Consider the following 22,351-nt stretch of genomic DNA (forward strand, 5'->3'; position numbering starts at 1 on the left):
TTTTACTATTTTATTTTTTGACAACAATACCACTCAAATCTACTTTTTTTGGATTTAGATTATCCAAACCTTGTTTCAATGTAACAATCTTTGCCTGTTCCAACGTTCCTGTTACCGAAATAATTCCATCTTTAACACTCGCCTGGACGGATGGAAAATCTTTCATAAACGTATTTACAGCTGCGCCGAGTGTAGCATCATTATTCGATACTGTAATCGGTGCCGGTGTTGTTGCAACAGGTGCACTCACAACGATATCATTTTGAATAGATTTGACATCCTTATCCCCTGCTGTTTTTGCGATCGATTCAATTTGTTGTTTTTCTTCCTCCGACGCTACGGTGCCGCTAAGGATTACTTTTCCTTTTTCGACCTCAACATCAACAGTTTTACGTCCCGTAAGTGCATTTTCGATCTTCTCCTCTAATTTATCATCCGATAACCCCGATTTACATGCAGAAAAAGAAAGTACTGCAGATGTTGCCATAAGGCAAAATGTTAATTTGTTAAATTTCATATTTAAATAATTATTTGTTCATCAATTATTTTCTGTTTAAAGTATTCACGAGCTTTCGGCGGTATAATCGTCTTATATCATTGCTATATCCGGACGCGATACACTCGGTTTGTTTTTTTAAAATGTCAAATGAAATATGCCAAATATTTTCACACATCTATCTGTACCCCAATCATAGGTATTTCAGCTACTCCATCTTAATTTATATTTTTCCAATACTATCCTTAACAAACTGCTTGACCAATTGTTTGTCACATAATTTTTAAACAGCAAATCACTTGTTGGATCATAATTATATCATTAATTTTAAAAGCAAAGGTCTAACAGGTCTTACATACGATATCGGGTTCCAATTGAATAAATAGTAACTATGGGGTTTTTTAATAATATTTTTGGAAAGAAAGAAAACAAAAAAGATAGCATACAGGAATTTTGGAATTGGTTTGCAAAAAATGAACAAACATTTTTTCAAATTGTAAAAAATGGGGATCAGATTGATCAGAATTTTTTCAGCAAACTCTCCCCAAAAATTGACGCGCTTCGAAAAGAACTCTATTTTTTAACTGGAATGTACAGTGATGATATTGCTGAGCTTGTTATTACTCCCGATGGGGTTGTGAAAAATATCGCGTTCGTCGAGGCCTTGATCGGCTCAGCTCCTATGCTCCCAAATTGGAAATTTACCGCCTTAAAACCGGCTATCGAAGACATGGAAAAATTCAAAATAACGATGTACGGTTTTTCCTTTGACATTAATGACATGTATTTTTACTCCATTGAACACAAATACCGTCCAGATGATGTCGATATTGTTATTGTGCACCCCAATTACACGGAAGAAAACAAAGCCAACATCGCTCATGGGGTTGAAATATTCTTAGATAATTATATCGGCGAACTAAACTCGATCATCACCATTGACAATTTAAACATTACCTCCAGCGACCTGACAGCGGGAGAACTCATTCCATTGATCAAATTAAAAGACTATTTAATATGGCGGGAAAAAGAATTTGTCGAAAAATATACGGATGTCAGGCATGAAACCGAAAATGATTCCTACACCGCTTTTGAGGGCATGATGCAAAACGATCTGCCTATTTTGGCCATAATAAATACAACACTTTTAGACTGGGACGGAAAGGTATCACACCCCTGGATCGTAACATTGCGGATCAATTACGATGGAACTTCGACCAATGGTATGCCTGACCAGACGACATACGATTTAATGGATAAATTCGAAGACGACTTAATGGCTGGCCTTCCACATGATATCGGTTATCTCAATATTGGACGTGAAACTGCGGACAACATACGGGAAGTTTACCTAGCCTGTACAGAATTCAGGAAATCATCCCAAATAATAGATCAGCTAATTGCGCAATATCAAAATAGGCTTGAAATCGACTATGCTATCTATAAAGATAAATATTGGAAATCCTTTGCACGATTTAATAAAACAATAGAATAACAACAATAGGCTATTGAAAAATAAATGTGCACACTTTGTTGAACAAAAAAGCCAACCTAATAAATGAATAAGTTCATTCTGCTCATTATCGCGATCGGGATCAGTTTGATCGCTTTCAAAGTTTCCCGAAAGCACACATTTGCTGCAAACAACACCGAAAATACTGCGGCATCAGACTCAGCACGGTATATTGACGCATTTGACCGGGTCAAAGGCCTCGTTAAAAAGGATAAAAAATACAATAAAAACATCGCTTTTCTTCTCGACATGAAGAAGCTTTCGGGAAGGAATCGCTTTTTTGTTGTTGATATCCAAAAGAACCGGATCCTGGATCAAGGTTTAGTAGCCCATGGTTCAGGTTCGGAAACCGGAAAAGCCGGCAGATTAAAATTCAGCAATCAGGACAACTCCTATGCGACCTCATTAGGCATGTACTCGATCGGTACATCTTATAACGGTCGTTTCGGAAAAGCTTATAAGTTATATGGGCTTGAAAATTCCAATAGCAACGCCTACAGCAGAAACATTGTTTTACATAAATACGACAGCATGCCCTACGATGAACAGATTGCTCCAATATGTTTAAGCCAGGGGTGCCCAATGGTAAGCGTAAAATTCTACGAAAGACTGCAGCCTATTATTGACTCCTCTCAAAAACAAATTGTCTTAAACATCTATTATTGATCCTTTTTCAGTTCCAATTTCTTAACCAAGCTCAATAAAGCCTGATAAGGGCTTTCCGATGTGACTAAGGATTTTAACCAAGCAATGAACCCCAACACAAACAAATCCTGATTTTCTGCGCGATCGGTCATCGCCTCTATATCGGCCATAAAAACATTATTTTTTACGATCGATGGATTTTGCAGGTACTTTTCAACCAGTCTTAAAAAATTAACAACCCGACCTTCCCGCACGGTTTCCAGATATTGTTTGTACCGACGTCTAAAGCTTTTCACCCGTGAAATTGCCAGATCAATATCCTCAAACTGAATATGGATCAATATCTCCAACAAGCTCTTACGAATCGTCCATAACATGCCCATTTTCTTCTCATACCAAGCATCCGTTCGAATCAACTTTCTTAATTCTGTCAATGCAAGTTTATCTTGAAATTGTGTCAGAAACATAACCAGGCATAATTGCAGGTCCGCAATATCAGTCTCGTTGGACTTCAATGTCGATTGCTGGATCCCTAAACGTAAAATAGCGAGTGCCTTTACCCCCTCTCCCATGTAATGGTAATTTAGCGCCTTGAGCAAATAATAACGTAAATGAAACTGAACCCGAAGAACACTCCCCGGAGAACAACCAGCAATCAGCTGCTCCAAATACGCTAAACTTTCGTGAAATAATCCATTCCGCAATTTGAAATTAGCGAGATAATAGAGAATATGTAGGTAGTAAAACAGGTGATGCACCGAATTTACCTTTTGCCTTGTTATAAATTCATCACTTGTTTTCAAAAACGACCGAACTAAGGCATAATTCTGATGTATCGTAGCATATTCATTGGCGATAAACAATAGCTGATATAGTGACTTAAAAGACAGCAGTTCCCGCAATGAAATATCATACTTGCCAATTGTATCGATCACCAATCGATTTAGATCAACGATCTTCCCCTTCAAATGAATATCTTGCAATTCGACCCTTAGAAATGCATAGGCAATTTGGAATTTCACCTCTTGCTGCATTTTACGTTGGTTTGTCATCAGACGATCGATCAGCAGTTCTAAATTAGGCCTGGATTCCAAATATGCATATTGTAACCTCAGTTGCAGGATTTCATTGAGCAAGCTAAACTGCTCCAGAAGTAAAGCTTTTTGTTCGGCCCGTTGAAGACATTTAAATCCAGGTTTTGTCAGATCATTCTCCAACAGAAAACGTCCAACAATAAGCAATCTCAAGGCTTCATGAGCCTCACTGTTATCCCTTTCAAATGTTTTATTTGAAATAAACAATAGTAGACTATCATGTAATCTTTTCCTTAATGCATGATAAGCATCTTTATTTTTCGAAGATCCATATAGTTTTTTTAATCTATTTATATCATCAGTTTCTAAAATTTCGAGCAACCTGATATTCTTGACATCATTACGCTTATTTTTCTTTTTTAAAAACCCTTTAAAATCTCTAATATCATCGCTATCTAACACACTAATAAGCTCTACAATTGAATCCATATCGTCAAATTTAGTGGAAAATCAAATTTAAAAAATAAAAATATATCATCAGTATTTTAAACAAATTGATTTTATATCATAGTGGATACTCCTGATATTTGAATCAACAAATAACAAAAACAACAATAAAAAATTAAAATTATGGAACCGCTAAAAAACATGATTGAAGAAAAAATTTCAAAAAAGGATTCGAACACAAGAAATCCTTTCAAACCCACAGGAGCCTTCATTGGCGCATCGTGGACAGCTCTATTGGTAGGAACTATTGGTTACTGTGTCGGATTATGGAATGCTACTATGGCTCTCAATGAAAAGGGATATTATTTTACCATTCTATTGTTTGCCCTATTTGCTGTTATTTCTGTTCAAAAAAGTGTCAGAGATAAAGTTGAAGGACTTGCTGTAACCGAACTTTACTATGGTCTAAGTTGGTTTGCAACAATTGCTGCGGTAGTATTATTGATTATAGGATTATGGAATGCTGATCTGCTACTGAGCGAAAAAGGATTCTACGCCATGTCTTTTTCTCTAAGTATATTTTCTGCGATCGCAGTTCAGAAAAATACACGAGATGCTAAACTTATTGATGATAACGAGATAAAACTTTAGCGGTTTGCCGATCCTGCGGCCGCTGGCTGACATGCCGCAGGATCTATTGAAGGTCATTGCATTTTATACTCCTCAATTTTCCGGTATAGTGTCGCTACACCAATCTCCAGCAATCGTGCGGCTTCAGCTTTATTCCCATTTGTATGTTGCAATACACGCTGAATGTGTTGACGTTCGATATTTGCCATGGAGAAACCGGAAGACAGCGCTTGTTCCGATTTCAAACTATTCATTCCAAATGGAAGGCTACTCAGATCAAGCAGTCCATCTTCACTCAATATGACACTACGTTCAATCACATTTTTCAATTCACGGATATTTCCCCGCCAAGGATTTCGTTCGAGAGCAGCAACAAATTCAGCCGTCATTTTTAGCGGTTTGAGATTCGATTTTGCCGCAAAAATATCTGCGTAATATTGAGCCAGCAATCGAATATCTTCAACACGCTCACGCAACGGTGGTAGTTGAATTGTAAATACTGACAATCTATAAAATAAATCGCTTCTAAAATGATCTGAATCTATTTCGGCTTCAAGGTCTCGATTTGTTGCAGCGATAATACGGACATCTACTTTCGTCGGCTTGGAATCACCGACCTTTAAAAATTCACCGGTCTCCAATACGCGCAGAATTTTGGCTTGAAGTTCAATCGCCATCTCACCGATCTCATCCAAAAAAATAGTTCCCAAATGAGCCTCTTCGAATAGACCGCGCTGGTCCTTTGTCGCTCCTGTAAAAGCCCCTGCTTTATGTCCAAACAGTTCATTTTCCAGTAGATCCTTTGTGAAAGCTGCACAATTAATGGCGACAAAACTACGCTGTTTGCGTGGGCTGCCCTGATGAATCGCTTGTGCAAACACCTCTTTACCAGTCCCTGTTTCTCCGGTTAACAGCACAGTCGTACCTGTTACAGATACCTTTTGCGCAAGTGCAATGGCCGATTTAATCGCAACAGAACTCCCTATAATTTTGTCAAATGAAAGCCTATTGCCTAATTGTTTCTCCAACTGTCTTACTCTGCGCGCCAGAGCTACTTTCTCACAGGCTTTATAGAGTAAAGGAATAATCCGGTTGTTGTCATCACCTTTGGTAATGTACTCAAAAGCACCATTTTTAATCGCCTGAACCCCATCAGGAATATTACCAAAGGCAGTCAATAATATGATTTCAACAATTGGATAGCGTTCCTTAATCAATTTTGCAGTCTCAACACCATTACCATCAGGCAACTTAACATCGCATAATACTACATCGATGTCGAAAATATCAAGCTTTTTCAAACCAGATTTGATATCAGCAGCTTCGATTACTTCAAAGCCTTCCAAGTTGATGATCTTAGCAAGCAGTTTACGAAGCTTCTCTTCGTCATCTATAAGAAGTATTTTATTCACCATGTTTTTTTTCAAAATTACGATTTGTTCAACGCAAATAGCAATAATTTACATTCGAAATTTGGCACACTATTATACAATTTTGTATTTAAACATTAAGGAATTTGACTATAGATAAAAACAGCTATTTTGAGATTAGAAATAAACTGGTATATTTGTAGTTCTTAAACTCAAATAAAAACTGTATGTAAGATTAAAATTCTTTAGAGCGTAATAAATACCAACGGTAAATAACTTACCGAAATGGCCCGTTTTTAACATTATAAAGAATTTTAGCATGATTTCATTACAACAGATATCCTATATACATCCGAATAAAGATTTATTGTTTGAAAACATAAGTCTAACAATCAACTCACACGAGAAAATAGCACTAATTGGCAACAACGGTGTTGGCAAATCAACATTATTGCGTCTTATCGCCGGAGATCTATTGCCCACAACAGGCGATATGCATAATGATACCCGCCCTTTTTATGTGCCACAAATTACCGGGCAATACGATGATTTAACGGTCGCAAAGGCACTTGGCATTGACAAAAAGCTGAATGCTTTTTATGCCATCTTAGCCGGCAATGCCTCAGAGGAAAATTTTAATATCCTTCAAGATGACTGGACGCTGGAAGAACGCTGCCAAGAAGCCTTTAGCTATTGGAATTTGCCCGAAATTCATTTGACGCAGAAAATGTCGGATCTCAGTGGTGGCCAAAAGGCAAAAGTTTTATTGGCAGGGATCCAGATTCACGAATCTGAGCTTATCCTGTTGGATGAACCCAGCAATCACCTGGATATTGACAGCAAAAAGCTGCTTTATCAATGGATACAGTCTTCAAAACAAACCATTGTTGTTGTCAGCCATGACCGAACACTGCTCAATCTATTGGAGGACACACTAGAAATGACGCCGAGAGGTATAAAACGATACGGTGGAAACTATGCATTTTATGAATCTCAAAAAGAAACAGAACGAAATGCGCTAGAACAGGATATCCATCATCAGGAAAAAGCGATCAGAACAGCCAAAGAGAAAGAAAGAGAAACGATTGAACGGCAAAACAGATTAAACAATCGTGGTCAAAAAAAACAAGAAAAAGCAGGTGTAGCCCGCATCATGATGAATACACTACGGAATAATGCCGAAAAAAGTACGGCCAAAATCAAAAGTGTCCATCAGGACAAAATTGGAGACATGAAATCCAATCTGCAAGAACTTAGAGGCACGAAAGCTGCCTTAGATGAAATGAAAATTGATTTAGGAAACAGCGACTTCCCTCGCGGAAAAAGTATGGTAAAAGCGACTAAAATCAATTTCAAATACAATACAGCTGAACTTTGGCAGGAAAATATTGATCTGCAAATATTCAGCGGGGAGCGTATTATTTTGCAGGGAAAAAATGGTTCCGGTAAAACCACATTGATCAAAATCCTGTTAGGTCAGCTCACCCCCTCTCAAGGTCAGGTTGAGCGACAGCACTTTAGCGCTATCTATCTTGACCAGGAGTATTCGCTTATTGATCTTCGGTTGAGTGTTTATGAGCAGGCTCAATATTATAATGGTGAATCGCTACCAGAACATGAGATCAAAATCAGACTCAATCGCTTTTTATTTGGGAAGGATCACTGGGACAAGCCTTGTCGACTTTTAAGTGGCGGCGAAAAAATGCGCCTGATCCTATGCTGCTTAACGATTAGACAACAGACTCCGGATCTCATTGTGTTAGATGAACCTACCAATAATCTGGATATTCAAAACATTCGTATCCTCACCCGAGCGATTCAACATTATAAAGGCACGCTCCTTGTCATCTCCCATGATGAAATGTTTCAAGATGATATCGGCATAGACAGAACGATCAGCTTAAAAAATTAGGTAAAACAAAAACAGCCGATATTTCTGATGCCTTGATATCGGCTCAATTTTTATCCCAGTATACCCGGCCAATCGAGTTTCATTCCAGCAAATTACATCTTATTTTGTAACAATCTCCTATTCTTTATTTAGAATAATGCTAAAACGATAAATTAAATTGAAAAAAAATAAAATTTTATCAATATATTCACGATGATTTTAAACATGAAACAATAACCATCAATTAGTTGAACCTCCCCGCAGATATAGAATTTCTCAAAAAAATGTATCTCGCAGGCTTTTCAATTAATTACTCAATTTAATTATGTCAAATTATCAAATTAAAGAGAATCCCGAATTGTTTGACGCTATCGTCGTAGGCTCAGGTGCAGGTGGAGGTATGGCCGGATATATCCTGGCACATGCGGGTCTCAAAGTATTAATGCTGGAGGCTGGCCCATTTTACGATCCCGCAAAAGATTCGTTGCAGTTACGTTGGCCCTGGGAATCACCCCGGAGAGGTGCTGGTACCACACGACCTTTTGGCGATTTCGATGCGGCCTTTGGTGGCTGGCAAATCGAAGGAGAACCTTACAGTAAGGTTAGTGGCACCGAATTCGAATGGTTCAGAGCAAGGATGCTGGGTGGTAGAACCAATCACTGGGGGCGCATTTCATTGCGTATGGGTCCCGATGATTTCAAACCTAAAGATGGTATCACCGATGAATGGCCCATCACTTATGATGAAGTCAAACCATTTTATGATCGTGTAGACCGTATGATCGGTATTTATGGTACAGCCGAGGGTATACATAACGAACCTGATGGTATTTTTATGAAACCTCCTAAGCCTCGTCTTAATGAACTATATATTGCAAAAGGGGCAAAGAAAGCTGGCGTACCTGTCATTCCGGGACGAGGTGCCGTGCTGACCGAAGTATCCAAAGATATTAAAGACCGAGGCACTTGTTTCTACTGCGGCCAATGTGGTCGTGCATGTAAAGTATATGGCGATTTCTCATCCTCATCGTGCTTGGTCATTCCCGCAATGAAAACAGGGAATTTAAAGGTAATCGACAATGCAATGGTACGAGAAGTATTGACCAACGACGAAGGATTGGCTATCGGTGTGTCCTATGTTGACACAAAAGATTTACAGGAATATACGGTAAAAGGAAAAACTGTAATTCTTGGAGCCAGTGCCTGTGAAAGCGCCCGGATTATGTTAAATTCAAAATCTAAAGCACATCCGGGAGGTGTTGGTAATAGCAGCGGCTTAGTCGGGAGGTATCTCCACGACTCCACTGGTGCTAGTCTGTCTGGTTATTTACCACAATTGCTCGATCGCAAAAGATACAACGAAGACGGCGTTGGAAGTGTCCATATCTATTCACCTTGGTGGGAAGACAACGCGAAACTGAATTTCCCAAGAGGATACCATATCGAATATGGTGGCGGTCTACATATGCCATCCTATGGATTCCTAAACTGGGTACCAAAGGTAAATGACGCCGGAAAAGCTGGCGATGGAAAAACAAAAGCAAAGGGTGGATATGGCACAGCGCTTAAAGAAGATTACCGTAGTTACTATGGCGCAAATGTTGGCATGGCTGGACGTGGCACTGCATTGGCAAGAAAAGATAATTACTGTGAAATTGACCCGAGCCAAGTTGACAAATTTGGAATACCTGTACTCCGTTTCAATTACAAATGGGCAAATGAAGAAATCGCCCAAGCAAAGCATATGCAAGAGACATTCCAATCTATTATGCATGAAATGGGAGCTGTCATCACATCGAAAATTCCAGGTGCAGACACCTTATATGGTTTGGAGGCTCCCGGAAAAATTATTCATGAAGGTGGCACCACCAGAATGGGTAACGATCCGAAAACCTCGGTATTAAACAAATGGGGGCAGGCACATGACTGTAAAAATCTCTATGTGGTCGATGCTGGACCATTTGTACAACAAGGTGATAAAAACCTTACATGGACAATTCTAGCGCTATCGATGCGTACCGCAGAATATATATTGCAGGAAAAGAAAAAATTAAATGGTTAAAGCATGAATAGAAGAGAATCGCTAAAAGCATTAGGCTTTATTGCTGCTGGATCAGGTCTTTTAACCGCAGCTTGTAACACAAAAGACGCTAAAAATACAACAGCCGCAAATGCTGATAAACTACCCGGTGTCCAAGATTTTGAATATGAACGGACAGCTCGGCTAAAAGAAGAAAAGTTTTTTGATGAACATGAAATGGCAACAATTACCGTTTTAGCTGACATCATTATCCCAAAGGACAGCAAATCAGGCAGTGCCTCCGAGGCGGGGGTTCCGGATTTTATCGAGTTTATAGTAAAGGATTTGCCCGACAATAAAATCCCTATGCGCGGTGGACTACGCTGGCTTGATCTTCAGACTAAAAGGCGGCACGGTAATGTATTTATAAAATGCGATGCAAAGGATCAGCTCGCGCTCATCGATGAAATTGCTTATCCTGAATTGGCAAAACCTGAAATGCAGCAAGGAGCAGCATTTTTCTCATTGATGCGCAACCTGACGTCTTCTGGATTCTATACCAGCGAAATTGGGATCAAAGATATCGGATATGCTGGTAATAAACCTGGCGTATGGAATGGTGTTCCGGACGATGTGCTGAAAGAACATGGTTTCGATCCAACTAAATTCTTTGGATAAAAAAAATCCTTTCCAAAAGCTGGAAAGGATTTTTTTACTGTACACAATATCGAGGTGACAACTATTTATCTAATTTTCATTATTGTGTCGGTGTAACCTCAGTCGGCTCTGGAGCTTTGTCGATCAATTCCATAAATTGATCCAACTTAGGTGTAATAATAATCTGTGTTCTTCGGTTGCGTTGTTTTCCAAGAGCTGTTGAATTATCAGCTACAGGATTATACTCTCCCCTACCACCAGCTGTTAGTCGCTTCGGATCAACACCATACTTGGTTTGCAATGCCTGAACGACAGAAGAAGCCCGCAATGTACTTAAATCCCAATTGTTTCGAATATTTGGTTTCGAAATCGGGTCTGTATCTGTATTACCCTCTATCAGCACTTCATAATCTCTATAATCTTGAATAATCTTCGCTATTTTGCTTAAAGTCATATCAGCACGATCACTGATTTCATAACTTCCAGACTTGTACAGCATATTATCTGCCAGTGAAATATAAACGACACCTTTTAACACCTGCACATCAACTTCTTGTAATTCCTCACGACTCAGTGACCGGGTCAGATTATTTGTCAACACCAAATTCAACGAGTCAGACTTGTTCTTGGTCTCAACAAGATGTTTAATGTATTTATTTGAAGCATTGATTTCATCAACAAGCTTAGAAATATTGACGTTTCCCTGTGAGTTTTGATTGATACTCTTATCCAAAGAACCCTGCAATGCAGCATAAGCAGCTTTAAGATCAGCATTATTTTGTCGTTCTGAAGCTAATTGGTCTTCCAAACTCTTAATCCGTGACCGACTTTCAGTCAATTGAAGTTGACTATCCTGATACTGTGTTTGCAGATTTTTATACTCTGTCTGCAAACCTACATATGTTTTTTTACTGACACCACATCCCGTAAAAAACAAACTTGCGGTCAGTATGGACATCGGAAAAACTATATTCTTCATAGCATTCTAATTTTGTAGATGTTGAATTAATTCGTTGAACCAAGATAAAGCAATATTTCAGCCAAAAAAATAGTATCCTACCAAATTAACATCCTTTAACGTCTATTGTCCTAACTCCTTTAATTCCACATTAGTGAATATCTGCTCACCTTTCAAATAAGGATTAGCTCCTTTCAGATAATTGTAAATAATTGATTTTGCCTCTTCATTGGGCAACTTACGGAGGTTTTTGACCAAGAAGTTTTTGTCTTCTATGATATTATCTTTATAACCCAAAAAAGACGGTGCATGGACCTGTACACTCCATCGAATAAATCTTGCTTCGATATGATTGGGGTTATCTTTGATCAACTCCTCCAGATGCTTCTTACCTTCCTTAAATTGGCCGACTTTCTTAAATGGATTGCCCATGTGGTTTGCTATTAATATCTCATAGGCGGCACGATAGACCTTCTCTGTAGTGGATTTAGCCCCGTCATCGAGTATATCAAAATTACGTTCACACAGATCCTCGTCCTTTACTGCCTCCGCATAATCTTTTCGGATCTTATCGATATTCAGCTGCTGTCCCAGTCCCATCTTTGCTATTGTAAATAGAAATACTGTCAATACTATTCGTGTCATCATAATTATAAATCAGGCTTTTCCAAAAATTCATTTTCCGACTTAAATTACTAAAAAAATCGAATTCAAATATTAATTTTCAATTATCATACCACAAAGCCTAAAATATCTTGTCATCATATCACTACAGGAGGCTTTTTCCTAGCTGAATTTCTTTATAAAAGGATATTTTTAAGGCATTTTTGCACCATGAAATTAGCATTAAAAACAAGCCCTGTATGGTTCAAAGTAAGTCTATCCATTCTTTTTGGAATTCTATTGGGTTGCCTGTTGGGTGAAATGGTTTTCAAACTTCTACAGTCTTAACCTTCGTTCAGATGAAACAAAAGAAAAGAACTACAGCGTGTATGTCTTTTTCAGACAAATCTTGCTGTCATCCTTGCTTAGAATAGAATTATTTTTAGTATATTGCTTATACCAATATAAATTTAAAGTGAGTTATGGAGACAAAAGCGGAGTATCAGATTTGGGACACTATCGTCAATAGTGCAAAAACTAAATTCGATTATAAGCATATTCGTGCTATGTTCAAAAAGGAAGATGATGAAATAACCGATAAATTTCTATTCCATATTATTGCGGGATTTGCCTGTGGAGAAAATCACCAGACTATCTCAACAAACTTGTTCAATGAATTGCAAAGCATCAATTTTGAATGCAATGAACAACAGATTGATAAGTTCATTTCAGACAAACATGTTAAGTTTAGTCCTGAGATCTACGCAACCTACCTCGCATTTTCAATGCTAGAAGATGGTGAGGATATTGATAATATTACCGAAGTCATTGACAATCTGCTACAAATAGATAAATAACTAGACAAATAATATTTTTTAGAGGTATCGTTTAATTTTGGCTAAAAACTTATATTCGTATACAAATTACGTCTAAGTTATGCGCCATTTTTTAACGCTATTTTTAATATTTTATTTTTGTCCGAACATCTTTGGGCAAAATTTCGATTTTGGTAGAGTAAACGTTTCAGATTTCTCGACTACAGCACTCGATAGCAATGCAAATGCTATTGTCCTAAAAGAATTTGGGCAAAGCTCAGTTTTCGTCGATGACTATGATCATCGAATAAAATTAATGCACGAATACCACGTCCTCATTCGTATAAATAATAAAGAGGGTTTTAAAAAAGCCAATTTCGAAATCCCCTCCTATAAAAGAGGAAGTTATATCCGTGACCACCTGGACGAATTGAAAGCTGTTACCTACAATTTGGAAAGTGGACAGATCATTCGAACAGAACTTGAAAGTAAAAAGGTTTTTAAAGAAAACTACTCTACTTACCTCGATCTGAACAAATTCACACTTCCAAATATTAAAGAAGGATCCATCATAGAAGTTTCGTATCGAACTCTCGAACAGGATCTATTTAATTTTAAGACATGGGAATTTCAGGATGATATTCCCAAATTACATAGCCAATACATTGCTATTATACCGGCATCTTTTACCTATAATGTGGTATTACGTGGTCCCTATAAACTTGATGACCAAAAAAAAGGAGAAGTTTTGAAGGAATATCTTTTTTTGGATGGAGTAAGAATGGATTGTTCAAAGCTCACCTATGCAATGTCCAATATTCCAGCTTTTGTTGAAGAAGACTTTATGACTTCTCCCCAAAATTTTAAATCCGCAATATATTACGAGCTCGAATCCATATTCTATCCAAGCACTGGTGTCAAAAAAACATTTAGCAAGACATGGAAAGATGTTGACACAGAATTAATGAATGAGAAGACCTTTGGTGGCCAATTGAAAAAAACAGATCTATTCAAAACTACGCTGTCAACACTTTTATCTCCAGATGATTCAAAATTGGTAAAGGCCAACAAAATCTACGACTACATCAAGAAACAGATAAAATGGAATAACTACGTTGGAAAATATTCCGAAAATGGAATCGAAAAAGCCTTAGAAAAAAGAACTGGTAATATTGGTGATATAAATTTATCGCTGATTACTGCCCTACAAGCAGCGAATTTAGATGCTTATCCAATTATTTTATCGACAAGACGAAATGGTAACCCCAATTCGCTATTTCCTGTATTATCTGATTTTGACTATGTAATCGCCTGTGTGGACATCGATGGAATCAAATACAAATTGGACGCATCGAATAGCTATCTTCCCTTTGGCTCATTGCCATTGCAATGTCTCAATGAGCGTGGCAGAATCATATACTCCAAAAAAAGTTCAGATTGGTTCCCACTAGCCTCTGAGGAGATATCCGAACAATACTATACGTTGACGGGCGTACTGAATAACCAAGGTCAAATTAAAGGCACACTTATCATTAGCAGTCAAGGTAATAAAGCGCTCTTAAAAAGGCAACATATAGCCAAATTCAACTCTCTCGAAGAATATTGGGAAAAACTGGATGAAGAGATGCCCAACATCAGTTTTACCAATGCCAAAATTGAACATCTTAACGAACTCGATCAGATACTAAACGAGACGTTTGATATTACGTTAGATGTTAATAAACAACAAGAAAACAATATATTATCACTCGCTCCAAACGTCATCGATCGCATATCCTATAATCCGTTCAAAATTCAAGACCGCACTTATCCGGTAGATATGGGATTTAAGTCTAAACTCCAATACAATATCCAATTGGAAATCCCGGAACAATACGAAGTAACAGATAAACCACAAAATATATCTTTGGCTCTTCCTGAGTCTGCTGCAAGATATAAATACATAACACAGCTAACTGGCACCAAACTAGAGGTTCTGGGGAGCCTTAGTTTTAATAAACCAATATTTACGGTAGACGAATATTTCTCTTTAAAAGAGCTTTATTCACGCATTATACAACAGCAGAAATTAGACATTAGATTAACCACAAAAAAATGAAAACGTTATTTGCCAATTTAGCCTATTTCCTTATTCCAATTGCTGCAATTGCTCAGGAGAACTACGATATTGCCCAGATTCCGGGTACGCTAAAAAGCCGGGCAGTAGCAACAGTCCGAAATGATAAAACTGTGGTGGAAGTAAAATCCCCTGAGCAGGTCACTGAAACGGTCACACGTGTCATTACCGTTTATAATAAAAACGGGGATTACTATGCCGCCCTTCCGATACATTATAACAAATCAAATGAAATCAAGAGCATAAAGGGTGCTATCTATAATGAAATGGGGATATTGCAGAAAAAAATAGCAACCAAGGATTTTAAAGATGTAAGTGCAGTTGACAACAGTACAATGTTTGCTGATTCGAGGATGAAAGTCTATATCCCGGATTATCACAGCTACCCCTATACCATCGAATATCAATACGAAGTAAGGCATAAACAAAACTTAATCATTCCTTCATGGACTCCTGAAGTTTCAAACAATGTTTCCGTTGAAAAAAGCAGTTATCAATTTATAACTCCAATCAGTAGTGAATTCCGGATCGAGTCAAAAAACTATAAAGGTAATATCAAAGAGGAGAAAACCGATAAAACTGTTAGTAAAACCTGGAATGCGGAACAAATCCCAGCTAAAAAAGAGGAATCTTATAGTCCCAATCCCAATCTGAAAAGAACAAGCGTATTGATCGTTCCTAAAAACTTTGTTTATTATGGAAAAGAAGGCAATTTTAGCGATTGGAAAGAGTATGGCGACTGGTTTGCTACTAAATTATTAAGCAAAAAGCAAGATCTTACTGAAGCCTCAAAACAGAAATTCATATCACTTACAAAGAACGCTTCATCGGATCAAGAAAAAGCGAAGATCCTATACGACTATTTGCAAAAAAACACGAGATACATCAGTATTCAGATTGGAATTGGTGGACTTGAGCCATTTCCGGCATCTGAGGTTGACCGTTTAGGTTATGGTGACTGTAAAGCCTTGGTCAACTATATGGGAAGCATGTTATCTGCTGTAGGTATACCTTCTTACTACTGTATGGTTGAAGCGGGTAAACGCAAGGAGAATTTTCATAAAACATTTGCAAATGTACAGGATGGAAACCATGCAATCCTATGCCTGCCATTCAAAAATGATACGACCTGGTTGGAATGCACCAGCCAGAACCTCCCTTTTGGATTCCTAAGCAATTTTACAGATGACAGAGATGTCATTGCCTGTACCGAAAATGGCGGTGTGATTATGCATACACCAAAATATAGCAATGCCATCAATCTTCAGCTTCGTAACGCCGATCTTAGCTTATCCGATGATGGGAGTATAAAAGGCTCTCTAAACACCAAATTTTATGGTACACAGTATGAAAATCATATGGAAATTCTTTTGGCAAGCAATAATGAAAAAACTAAACTGCTGGCAGAATATTATAATATCGACAACATTAATTTTGAACAGGTAAAATACACCGAACACAAAAAAGATAGACCATTTATTGAAGAGAATTTGTCAATTTCCATTAAAAATTATGCGGTAAAAAACGGCAATAAAATGCTGATTCAGCCCAATATTTTCAATACACAATCCAGCATATCTGAGAATAAAAATCGTACGGAAGATATTTTTATAGAACGTGGATTTGTTGACATTGACAGCATTAGTATTGCACTGCCAAATAACATTTTAAAAACAATACCCCCCGAACAAAAGATTATCGAAAAACCATTTGGTAAATATGAATTTAAGTCGGAGATAAAAGGGAATAAACTTTTCACGTATCGAAAACTAGAGCTCTTCGAAGGAAATTATCCAGCAAGCAACTATGAAGATTTCTTTCAGTTTCATAAAGAAGTGAGTGGTTCCGATAAAGGGCGTTATAATCTGAGCATATTGTAATATCATCTTAAAATATTTACCAGAATATGAAAGTTGTCAAACAATCAAATAAAGCAATTATTGTATATTAGCCAAATGACAGAATACGCGGCAATTTTTGATATGGACGGGGTTATAAGCCACACAAACCCCTTTCATGCAGAAGCTTTCAGAGCTTTTTTTAAGAACCATAACGTACAACAGGCTACTGAAGAAGAATTCGAACAGCATATGTATGGCAAACACAACAGCTATATCATGCAACATTTTTTTCAACGCCCGATCTCTCCTGAAGAATTGCGTACGCTTGAGTTTGAAAAAGAGCAGCTTTTTAGGGTGATCTATAAAGAACATGTTGCTCCTATTAAAGGCTTGATCGAATTTCTGAAAGATTTAAAAGACAAAGGCTTCAAACTTGCGGTGGCAACATCGGCTCCTAAAGAAAATATGGATCTGATTTTGGATGAACTAAAGATCCGTGATCTTTTTTCATCAACTTTGAGCAGTGAAGATGTAAAACTTCACAAACCTCATCCCGAAGTTTATTTGAAATCAGCGGAAAACCTGGGTATGCCAATTGAAAAATGTATTGTGTTTGAAGATTCTTTTTCGGGCATTACAGCTGCCAAAAATGCGGGGATGAAGGTTGTTGCCGTATTATCAACCCACAAAAAAGAGGAACTTCCTGCTAGCGATACATATATCAGAAACTATACTGAAATTTCAGTAGCTAATGTGAAAGCAATATTACAATAGAAGGTCCGCTTAACAAAATGATCACTTAATTCATACGAGGATCATTTCAACAGTGTTTCTTCAATTGAATACAAAGAAACTATTACAAAGGTTATAAAAAATAAGGGCTTCTTTTGGATGCCCTTATTTTTTACTAGTCTCTTTTGAGACCAAATTTTTCAATCTTACTATAGAGATGACTCCGTTGTATATCCAGATCATCTGCAGTCTTGGAAACATTCCAGTTATTTTTCTCCAATTTATATTTTATAAATTCTTTTTCCGCATGATCCTTATAATCTTGGAATGAGTCAAATGAATCCATATCTAGGCCGTAATTCACCGTGCCCTTTTCGTGGGCAATCCCATTTACCGGTTCACGTGAAGGATTAGCAAATGCAACAACATCCTTATCGGTAATAGATTTATCACTCAAAATAATAAGTCGTTCAATCATATTACGCAATTCACGAATATTTCCTGTCCATGGAAGATGGCTTAACTCTCTCATCGCTGCATTTGTGATTTCCTTTACAGGAATACCATATTCCATACATATTTCTTCACAAAAGTTTGTTGAAAGCAATGGAATATCATCAACACGATCTATCAGCGCTGGCACATGGATTAAAATCACCGAGAGGCGATGATATAAGTCCATTCTAAAATTGCCGTCTTCAATTTCCTTTAACAAATCTTTATTGGTCGCAGCTACAACACGTACATTGACATCAATTTCTTTGTCACCGCCTACTCTGGTTATTTTATGTTCCTGTAAAGCACGCAATACCTTAGCCTGAGCGGAAAGGCTCATATCACCTATCTCGTCCAAAAACAATGTCCCGCCACTGGCCTGTTCAAATTTACCGATACGTTGCTTAATTGCCGAAGTAAAGGATCCTTTTTCATGTCCAAACAATTCTGATTCGATCAATTCCGAAGGAATGGCAGCACAGTTTACTTCAATCAATGGCGCTTGTGAACGATTTGATTTCTCATGCAACCAACGGGCCACTAACTCTTTACCTGAACCATTTGCACCGGTAATCAATACTCTCGCTTCTGTTGGAGCCACACGATCTATCGTTTCTTTGATACGTTTAATTGCCCCCGACTCTCCTAATATATCTTTGGTCTTTGAACTGCTGACCTTACGTTTTAATACTTTGGTTTCAGTGACAAGAGAACTTTTATCCAACGCATTCCGAACCGTAATGAGCAATCGGTTTAGATCCAGTGGTTTTTCCAAAAAGTCAAAAGCTCCTTTTTTTGCTGCCTCAACCGCAGTTTCAATCGTTCCATGGCCAGAGATCATTATAAAAGGAATATCTGGACTACTCTGATGTGCCTCAGATAACACTTCCATCCCGTCCATATTATTCATCTTGATATCACATAGAACCAAGTTGACCTTTTCTTTTTTTAAGATCTCCAATCCATCACGACCATTGTCAACATCTAAAATCGTATAATCTTCGTATTCTAAGATATCACGCAAAGAGCTTCTGATGGCGCGTTCATCGTCAATGATTAAAATTGTACTCATAAATTCAGCGTTATGCTATTTTCAATTACGGAAATCAATATAAGGTTTTTTTAGCAATTAGCGAAAAAGAAGCAAACCTTGTAAGCCGGGTTCTGTAGACCACCGAAGTGGAATTTCTATCATTTATCTAGATTTGCCATCGCTGACAAACTCAATCAACCTACCCATTACGAATTCCAATAAATTGAAAGAAGACGAGCAGCCTTCGAATTTCGCAACCTATTTGGTCTTTCAACACACGAGGTTTACCGTAATATATGTTACCATACAAGACCGTAAGCTCTTACCTTACGTTTTCACCCTTACTCCGAAAAGCGGTATATTTTCTGTGGCACTTTCTGTCTGCTATTTAAAATAACATCCTTCCCGTTAGGAAGCGTGTCGCTCTATGTTGCCCGGACTTTCCTCTCCTCCCAAAAAGAGCAGCGATAGAACCAGTTTGCTTCTGCGCAAAAGTAGCGATTTTACTTGGATAAACAGCCAATTTCTTTATAATTTCAACAAAGCTGGGCATAAGGCTTTACGCATTACAAAAATTACGCAATACTCTTGCGTAGATAACATAAAGTTTTTGTATTTTCATCTAAACTTGCTTCAACAAAACATGGCATTAAACAAACTCGCACTGATCCGTTACAAAACTATCGACAACTGTCTTCGGTTAAGACATCGTAAGTGGACTTTAGAAGACTTAATGGAAAAGGTTTCTGATGCGCTTTATGAATTTGAAGGCATCAAAAATGGCATTAGTAAACGTACTGTTCAGGGCGATATACAGTTGATGCGGAGTAATAAATTAGGTTATAATGCACCTATTGTTGTCACACATCGTAAGTTTTATACTTACGAAGATCCCAACTATAGTATAAGCAACTCGCCTATTTCCGTCGGCGATATGCAAAAAATGAAGGAAGCTGTAGAGGTTTTAAAACATGTCAGTGGCTTTTCGAGTTTTGATGAAATGAGCGATATTGTCGCACGCCTTGAAGATAGTATTCATACTAAAAAAGATAATCAGCCTTCCATTATCCAAATGGAGAGCAATAATCTTCTGAAAGGCTTATCATTTATTAGCCAGCTCCATCAGGCTATTCGTGAAAAAACACCACTTCTAATAGGCTATCAATCTTTTAAAGCACTACAAAAACAAGATCTGGTATTCTCCCCCTACCTATTAAAAGAATATCGCAACCGTTGGTTTCTCATTGGGCACCACAGAAAAAGCGAGGGATTAATGACACTTGCTTTAGATCGGATCGAAACGATAGAGGAAATGGGGAAAAATTCGTATAAAGAATATACAGGGATAGATTTTGAACGCTACTTTTCCGACACGATCGGTGTCTCAAAAACACATAAAGATCGTGGCCATCGTGTTATTCTGGAAATAAATGCAAGAAACGCTCCTTATGTAGAAACCAAGCCTATCCATCCTTCTCAGCAGATCCTGGATAAAAAAGACGACGGCTCCCTCTTAATTCGTATTGATGTTGTCCTGAACTTTGAACTGGAACGGGAAATTTTAGGATTTGGTGAAGCGATCAAGGTAATTGCTCCACGCAATTTACAAAGTCGGATAAGGCAACGTTTGGTTGCAGCAGCTCAATTATATCCTGATCGGTCGGAAAAGTCATCTGATTCTGTATAGAACCACCAAGCTTTCAATCGTCTTTCGTAAAAATCTGGATTTAATAATCTCGAGCTCCTGATCGATCCTCAGTTCACCTTCAAGACATTTTCCGGCAAACCAGAAACTGACCTGAAACATATAGACCGCTGCAGCACAAATGTGGCTAACTGAGATCAGGGTTAATGGCCTCTAAATAGCTTGCGCAATCGCATAACCACTTGCCCAGGCCCATTGGAAATTATATCCGCCAAGCCAGCCCGTCACATCGACAGTCTCACCTCCAAAATAAAGACCGGGTATTTTCTTGGATTCTAATGTTTTGCCCCGCAGTTCCGCCGTAGCAACACCCCCACGCATCACCTCGGCTTTATCATAGCCCTTATCACCTGCGGGCTTGACCTTAAAACGATGAACCGTATCTACAATCGACTTAGCGTCAGCTTTGCTTAAAGATGCTATTTTGATATCCAATGTGAGGAATTTGCCAAGCGCATCCACCAGCTTTCGACTAAAATAGTCATTCAGCAATTGTGAGACCAATCGCTTCCCGCCCTGCTGCCGCTCTTCTTTGATCAACTGCTCCAGATTAAAATTGGGGAGCAAGTCTATCGTAATCTCCTGTCCCGGTTTCCAATAGCTTGATATCTGAAGAATTGCTGGACCGCTCAACCCCCAGTGCGTAAACAATATATTCTCTTCAAAAGACATATTGGCTGTGGAGACTTTCGAAAATACCGAATTGCCGGCCAGAGAAGTATACCAATCCGCATCTTTACCGGTAATTGTCAATGGTACCAGTGCTGGAGCCGTTTTCACAATTTCTAGTCCAAATTGCTTTGCAACACGCAATCCAAAATCAGAAGCGCCTAGTTTTTGAACCGGCAGTCCTCCCGAGGCAATCACCAGTTTCTTAGTTTCATACCGATACTCTCCTTTTGAATTCTCTACTTGAACGATAAATCCATTGGCGCTCTTTTCCACGGATTTCACAAGCGTATTGAGCGCTATATCCTGTTCAGTTTCATAAAGAATTTTCGAAAATATCGCAACGATATCTTTGGCTTTATTGGTTTCGGGAAACAGTTGTCCTAAGGTCTTTTCCTGTCCTTTAATGCCGTATGCTTCAAAAAAAACGATGGTATCCTCGACGGTCCATTGCTTAAATATCCCGTGCAAAAAATCTGGATTTTCAGAGATAAAATTAGCAGTTGTAGTTCCGGTATTTGTGTAATTACATCTTCCACCACCTGAAATCAAGATCTTTGCCCCTACCTTATCATTACGCTCCAATAGCAACGTTTTCTTTCCCAGCAATCCTGCTTGTGCTGCGCACATTAAACCACAGGCACCACCACCAATGATAATAGCATCGTATATATCCACAGT

The 22,351-nt window shown here is 38.2% G+C and carries 18 protein-coding genes and 1 other RNA gene; 11 read left to right on the forward strand and 8 right to left on the reverse strand.

Annotation, left to right across the window (positions count from 1 at the left end):
• Positions 1 to 10 precede the first annotated feature (10 nt).
• Positions 11 to 487 carry a BON domain-containing protein gene (locus AC07UV_RS03025; RefSeq protein ID WP_282253469.1) on the reverse strand — a complete coding sequence of 159 codons (477 nt, stop codon included), beginning with the start codon at positions 485 to 487 and terminating at the stop codon, positions 11 to 13.
• Between the two features lie 400 nt (positions 488 to 887).
• On the opposite strand from AC07UV_RS03025, the gene AC07UV_RS03030 reads away from it, so the two are divergent.
• Both AC07UV_RS03030 and AC07UV_RS03035 read left to right on the forward strand, forming a co-directional pair.
• Entirely contained in the window at positions 888 to 1,991 is a 1,104-nt protein-coding gene (locus AC07UV_RS03030) for a DUF695 domain-containing protein (protein ID WP_495182694.1), read from the forward strand.
• A gap of 63 nt (positions 1,992 to 2,054) precedes the next feature.
• The gene (locus tag AC07UV_RS03035) at positions 2,055 to 2,675 is read left to right on the forward strand and encodes a murein L,D-transpeptidase catalytic domain-containing protein (protein WP_495182695.1); all 621 of its coding nucleotides are present in this window, start codon (positions 2,055 to 2,057) and stop codon (positions 2,673 to 2,675) included.
• Here AC07UV_RS03035 and AC07UV_RS03040 read toward each other — a convergent pair.
• Positions 2,669 to 4,177 (reverse strand): hypothetical protein, encoded by a 1,509-nt coding sequence (locus tag AC07UV_RS03040; protein ID WP_495182696.1) that lies wholly within the window; start codon positions 4,175 to 4,177, stop codon positions 2,669 to 2,671. The two genes, AC07UV_RS03035 and AC07UV_RS03040, sit on opposite strands and share 7 nt — an antisense overlap.
• A 141-nt stretch (positions 4,178 to 4,318) precedes the next feature.
• On the opposite strand from AC07UV_RS03040, the gene yiaA reads away from it, so the two are divergent.
• Positions 4,319 to 4,786, forward strand: a complete 468-nt coding sequence (yiaA, locus tag AC07UV_RS03045; RefSeq protein WP_495182697.1) for an inner membrane protein YiaA — start codon at positions 4,319 to 4,321, stop codon at positions 4,784 to 4,786.
• A gap of 53 nt (positions 4,787 to 4,839) precedes the next feature.
• Here the strand turns inward: yiaA and AC07UV_RS03050 are convergent, their stop codons facing one another.
• Positions 4,840 to 6,180 (reverse strand): sigma-54-dependent transcriptional regulator, encoded by a 1,341-nt coding sequence (locus tag AC07UV_RS03050; RefSeq protein ID WP_495182698.1) that lies wholly within the window; start codon positions 6,178 to 6,180, stop codon positions 4,840 to 4,842.
• Positions 6,181 to 6,454: 274 nt separating this feature from the next.
• Between AC07UV_RS03050 and AC07UV_RS03055 the strand changes: the two genes are divergently transcribed.
• The 3 genes from AC07UV_RS03055 (at position 6,455) to AC07UV_RS03065 (ending at position 10,724) form a co-directional block, all read left to right on the forward strand.
• The gene (locus tag AC07UV_RS03055) at positions 6,455 to 8,047 is read left to right on the forward strand and encodes an ABC-F family ATP-binding cassette domain-containing protein (RefSeq protein WP_495182699.1); all 1,593 of its coding nucleotides are present in this window, start codon (positions 6,455 to 6,457) and stop codon (positions 8,045 to 8,047) included.
• Positions 8,048 to 8,351: 304 nt separating this feature from the next.
• Entirely contained in the window at positions 8,352 to 10,088 is a 1,737-nt protein-coding gene (locus tag AC07UV_RS03060; protein WP_495182700.1) for a GMC family oxidoreductase, read from the forward strand.
• Between the two features lie 3 nt (positions 10,089 to 10,091).
• On the forward strand, positions 10,092 to 10,724 hold the full coding sequence (locus tag AC07UV_RS03065; protein ID WP_495182701.1) for a gluconate 2-dehydrogenase subunit 3 family protein: 633 nt from the start codon (positions 10,092 to 10,094) through the stop codon (positions 10,722 to 10,724).
• Positions 10,725 to 10,803: 79 nt separating this feature from the next.
• Here the strand turns inward: AC07UV_RS03065 and AC07UV_RS03070 are convergent, their stop codons facing one another.
• Both AC07UV_RS03070 and AC07UV_RS03075 read right to left on the reverse strand, forming a co-directional pair.
• A complete protein-coding gene (locus tag AC07UV_RS03070; protein WP_495182702.1) occupies positions 10,804 to 11,682 on the reverse strand; it encodes an OmpA/MotB family protein in 879 nt (292 codons plus the stop codon).
• Between the two features lie 102 nt (positions 11,683 to 11,784).
• Positions 11,785 to 12,309, reverse strand: coding sequence for a hypothetical protein (locus tag AC07UV_RS03075; RefSeq protein ID WP_495182703.1), 525 nt, complete (start codon positions 12,307 to 12,309; stop codon positions 11,785 to 11,787).
• A 437-nt stretch (positions 12,310 to 12,746) separates the two neighbouring features.
• Here AC07UV_RS03075 and AC07UV_RS03080 point away from each other — a divergent pair, with 437 nt between their 5' ends.
• The 4 genes from AC07UV_RS03080 (at position 12,747) to AC07UV_RS03095 (ending at position 17,810) form a co-directional block, all read left to right on the forward strand.
• Complete coding sequence (locus AC07UV_RS03080; protein WP_223582293.1) at positions 12,747 to 13,121, forward strand: hypothetical protein; 375 nt, start codon at positions 12,747 to 12,749, stop codon at positions 13,119 to 13,121.
• 274 nt (positions 13,122 to 13,395) lie between these two features.
• Complete coding sequence (locus tag AC07UV_RS03085; protein ID WP_495182704.1) at positions 13,396 to 15,177, forward strand: DUF3858 domain-containing protein; 1,782 nt, start codon at positions 13,396 to 13,398, stop codon at positions 15,175 to 15,177.
• Positions 15,174 to 17,075, forward strand: coding sequence for a DUF3857 domain-containing transglutaminase family protein (locus AC07UV_RS03090; RefSeq protein ID WP_495182705.1), 1,902 nt, complete (start codon positions 15,174 to 15,176; stop codon positions 17,073 to 17,075). The genes AC07UV_RS03085 and AC07UV_RS03090 overlap by 4 nt, the downstream gene beginning before the upstream one ends.
• A 75-nt stretch (positions 17,076 to 17,150) precedes the next feature.
• Positions 17,151 to 17,810, forward strand: a complete 660-nt coding sequence (locus AC07UV_RS03095; RefSeq protein ID WP_282253458.1) for an HAD family hydrolase — start codon at positions 17,151 to 17,153, stop codon at positions 17,808 to 17,810.
• A gap of 133 nt (positions 17,811 to 17,943) precedes the next feature.
• Here AC07UV_RS03095 and AC07UV_RS03100 read toward each other — a convergent pair whose 3' ends face one another.
• Both AC07UV_RS03100 and rnpB read right to left on the reverse strand, forming a co-directional pair.
• Positions 17,944 to 19,335, reverse strand: coding sequence for a sigma-54-dependent transcriptional regulator (locus tag AC07UV_RS03100; RefSeq protein ID WP_120260643.1), 1,392 nt, complete (start codon positions 19,333 to 19,335; stop codon positions 17,944 to 17,946).
• Positions 19,336 to 19,400: 65 nt separating this feature from the next.
• Positions 19,401 to 19,780, reverse strand: an RNA gene (gene rnpB, locus AC07UV_RS03105) — RNase P RNA component class A.
• A 159-nt stretch (positions 19,781 to 19,939) separates the two neighbouring features.
• Here rnpB and AC07UV_RS03110 point away from each other — a divergent pair.
• Positions 19,940 to 20,983, forward strand: a complete 1,044-nt coding sequence (locus AC07UV_RS03110) for a helix-turn-helix transcriptional regulator (RefSeq protein ID WP_282253457.1) — start codon at positions 19,940 to 19,942, stop codon at positions 20,981 to 20,983.
• A 171-nt stretch (positions 20,984 to 21,154) separates the two neighbouring features.
• Here the strand turns inward: AC07UV_RS03110 and AC07UV_RS03115 are convergent, their stop codons facing one another.
• Positions 21,155 to 22,342 (reverse strand): BaiN/RdsA family NAD(P)/FAD-dependent oxidoreductase, encoded by a 1,188-nt coding sequence (locus AC07UV_RS03115; protein WP_282256117.1) that lies wholly within the window; start codon positions 22,340 to 22,342, stop codon positions 21,155 to 21,157.
• Positions 22,343 to 22,351 lie beyond the last annotated feature (9 nt).

The organism is Sphingobacterium sp. GW821-FHT03E03, from assembly GCF_059420745.1.